General features: G+C 69.1%; 3 protein-coding genes. 2 read left to right on the top strand and 1 reads right to left on the bottom strand.

Annotated elements, in window-relative coordinates; translation table 11 throughout:
• The first annotated feature begins 309 nt into the window (after positions 1-309).
• Positions 310-1,023 carry a metal-dependent hydrolase gene (locus AC08OQ_RS19185; protein WP_476602422.1) on the top strand — a complete coding sequence of 238 codons (714 nt, stop codon included), beginning with the start codon at positions 310-312 and terminating at the stop codon, positions 1,021-1,023.
• Positions 1,024-1,178: 155 nt separating this feature from the next.
• On the opposite strand, the gene AC08OQ_RS19180 is transcribed toward AC08OQ_RS19185, so the two are convergent.
• Positions 1,179-1,583, bottom strand: a complete 405-nt coding sequence (locus AC08OQ_RS19180; RefSeq protein ID WP_476602420.1) for a DUF2784 domain-containing protein — start codon at positions 1,581-1,583, stop codon at positions 1,179-1,181.
• Between the two features lie 109 nt (positions 1,584-1,692).
• On the opposite strand from AC08OQ_RS19180, the gene lipB reads away from it, so the two are divergent.
• Positions 1,693-2,517, top strand: coding sequence for a lipoyl(octanoyl) transferase LipB (lipB, locus tag AC08OQ_RS19175; RefSeq protein ID WP_476602421.1), 825 nt, complete (start codon positions 1,693-1,695; stop codon positions 2,515-2,517).
• Positions 2,518-2,560 lie beyond the last annotated feature (43 nt).

The following is a 2,560-nucleotide window of genomic DNA, read 5'->3' as shown; positions in this document are numbered from 1 at the left end:
CAGCGCACGAGGTCCTGCTGTTCACCGATCTGGCTAATCCGACCAGCAACGGCGTGTATCAGCAGCTTGGCTTCGAGCCTGTTGGAGACCGCGTAGCGATGCTCTTCGCGTCAGCACCCGCGCCTGGGAGCTGACCGGAACATCAAACTCGCGGACGACCGGTCTGACGAGCTGGATCGATGACCACACGCGGGGCCTGCTTGCCACGGGACAGCCGAACGTCGCTCGGCGCGCGGCGGCTGGATCGGCTGGATCTGGATCGGCTGGATACAGTCTGACGGTGCTGATCATTCAGGTTGAGCTGCCATGATGGGGCGGACCCACGCCCTGAGCGGGGCGGTGGTTTGGCTGGCCGCCGCACCCCTGCTGTCCCGGGAGCAGTGGTTGGGCTCGCACGCGGGGTCCTTGTCCTCGTCCCAGGTGATCGCCGGCGCGGTGGTGTCCGCGGGCGCGGCGCTTCTGCCCGACATCGACCATCCCAACGGTCGGATCGCCAACACCTTCGGGCCGGTCACCCGGGTTATGTGCAGGTGGATCAGCAGGGCCGCCGGTGGCCACCGGCACGCCACCCACTCGCTCCTCTTCGCGCTCGGCATGGGCGTGGTCATGGGCCTGCTGGCTGCCCGTTTCGAGTACGGATGGTGGGCCGCGCTGTTCGTCCTCGTGGGCTTCGGGCTACGTGGGCTCGGCCTGGACTTCGAGAAGCACGAGCACTGGTCGTCCGTCATGGACTGCGTGACCGCCGGGGTCGCTGTCTTTCTCATGCACGGCATCGACATGAGCTTCGCCGGCTACGCGGTCACCCTGGGCTGTCTCGCCCACCTGGCCGGGGACTGCCTGACCCCGCGCGGCTGCCCTCTTCTCTGGCCGGTCACCTGGCGGATGGAGACAGTCCTGGTTCCCCGGACGGACGGCAGGATCGAACACTGGGTTGTCGTTCCGCTTCTCGCGGTTGCCGCGGTAATCCTGACCGTGCGAGTCGTGACGGGCGACGCCGTGTCCCACTGGCTCACCGCCGGTTGAGACACCCGGTCCAGCACCCGCTGGGCGGCGCCGGCGTAGGTGGTGTGCCCGTTGGGGTATTCGGGGTGTGCCGGTGGCGGCGTCGTAGCGATGTGGCGTCGTATCGCTGTGACGCCGTAGCCGGCCTCGGCCTACCCCACCGCCGGTCATCACGGTCATCGCTGGCCGGGGTCGGATGATGCCGGATCCGGTCCGGTGCCCACCGTCGGTCGGGACCGTCGTCGGTGCAGGTCCAGGCAGACGCGCACGTAGGCAACGACCACGATCAGCGCGGCCAGCGAGCGGACGAGCCAGGTGAGATCGTCCGGGTAGAGGACGCCCGCAAGGTCATGATCGATGAAACCGCCCTGGTAGGCCGGTTGACCATCAAGCCGTCGCAGATACTTCTCCAACGGGGTCAGCGGACAGGTGAACCCGATCGTGATGATCGTTACGCCCCAGATGATGGCGGGCACATGCAGCCAGCGCCGCCGCCGGACCAGCAGCCCACCGAAGATGATGAACGCGATCCCGAGCAGGTGGGCCACCACGACGAGGTCGGCGAGAATGTCGTACGTCATCGCTGCTCCCTGTGCGCTACGGTACGCCGACCGCGCGGGATCATCCCGGCCCGGACCGCCGGAACCCGGGCACACGGTGGACCGGGCATACGGTGGAGAGGTGAATGCCGTGAACCCCGTGAATGCTATCGACCGGGTGGATGTCGTCGACGGGGTGGACGGGGTGGACGGGGTGGACGCCGTGGACGGCGGCCCGGGCCCGGTCCCGGTGACCTGGCCTGAGGCCCTGCTGCGCCTCGACGAGGATCTCGTCGACTACGAGGTTGCCATGGCGCGGATGCGGGTGATGGTGCGGGAACGGATCGACGGCGTGCGGCCGGACACGCTGTGGTTCCTGTCGCATCCGCCGGTCTACACCGTCGGCAAGCGGACTCCGCCCGAGCACCGCCCGCTCGCGGGGCTGGGCATCCCGGTTCACGAGACCAACCGGGGTGGGCTGCTGACGTACCACGCCCCCGGCCAGCTGGTGGGCTACGTGATGTGTCATATCGGCGCAATGAACGCGGTGGTGCCGTTCCTGCGGCTGTTGGAGGCCCGGTTGGTGGATACGGTCGAGGCGCTCGGCATTCCGGCCGAGCGGCGGGACACCCCGCCCGGGTCCGTCGAGCTCACGGGCGTCTGGACCCGCCGGACCAACCGGAAGATCGCGTCCATCGGCCTGCGGTGCACGCGCAAGGTGACCAGCCACGGATTCGCGCTCAACGTCGACTGCGACATGCGGCCATGGGCCTGGGCAACGCCCTGCGGCATGCCCGAGGTGGAGATGACCGCCGTGCAGCGGGAGCTGACCGACGCGGGGCGCGCCGTCCCGAGCATGGCCGAGGTCCGCGAGATCGCCGCCGAGATGCTCGGCGCACGCAACGTCCCGCACCCCCCGGCGCCGAACCTGAGCTCGGGGAACCTGGGTACGGGGACCCGAGCCGGCCGAACCTGAGTTCGGGGGACCTGGGTACGGTCGGTGGCCCCTGGACCGTTAC

The organism is Frankia sp. CcCS3, from assembly GCF_977927575.1.
Note: the sequence above shows the minus strand (reverse complement) of the source record. Positions and strands in the feature narration are given on the sequence as shown.

What these genes read in the sequence shown, in the direction of transcription:
- AC08OQ_RS19185 (WP_476602422.1), top strand. Translation starts at nt 310, where the DNA reads ATGGGGCGGACCCACGCCCTGAGCGGGGCGGTGGTTTGGCTGGCCGCC.
- AC08OQ_RS19180 (WP_476602420.1), bottom strand. Translation starts at nt 1,583, where the DNA reads ATGACGTACGACATTCTCGCCGACCTCGTCGTGGTGGCCCACCTGCTC.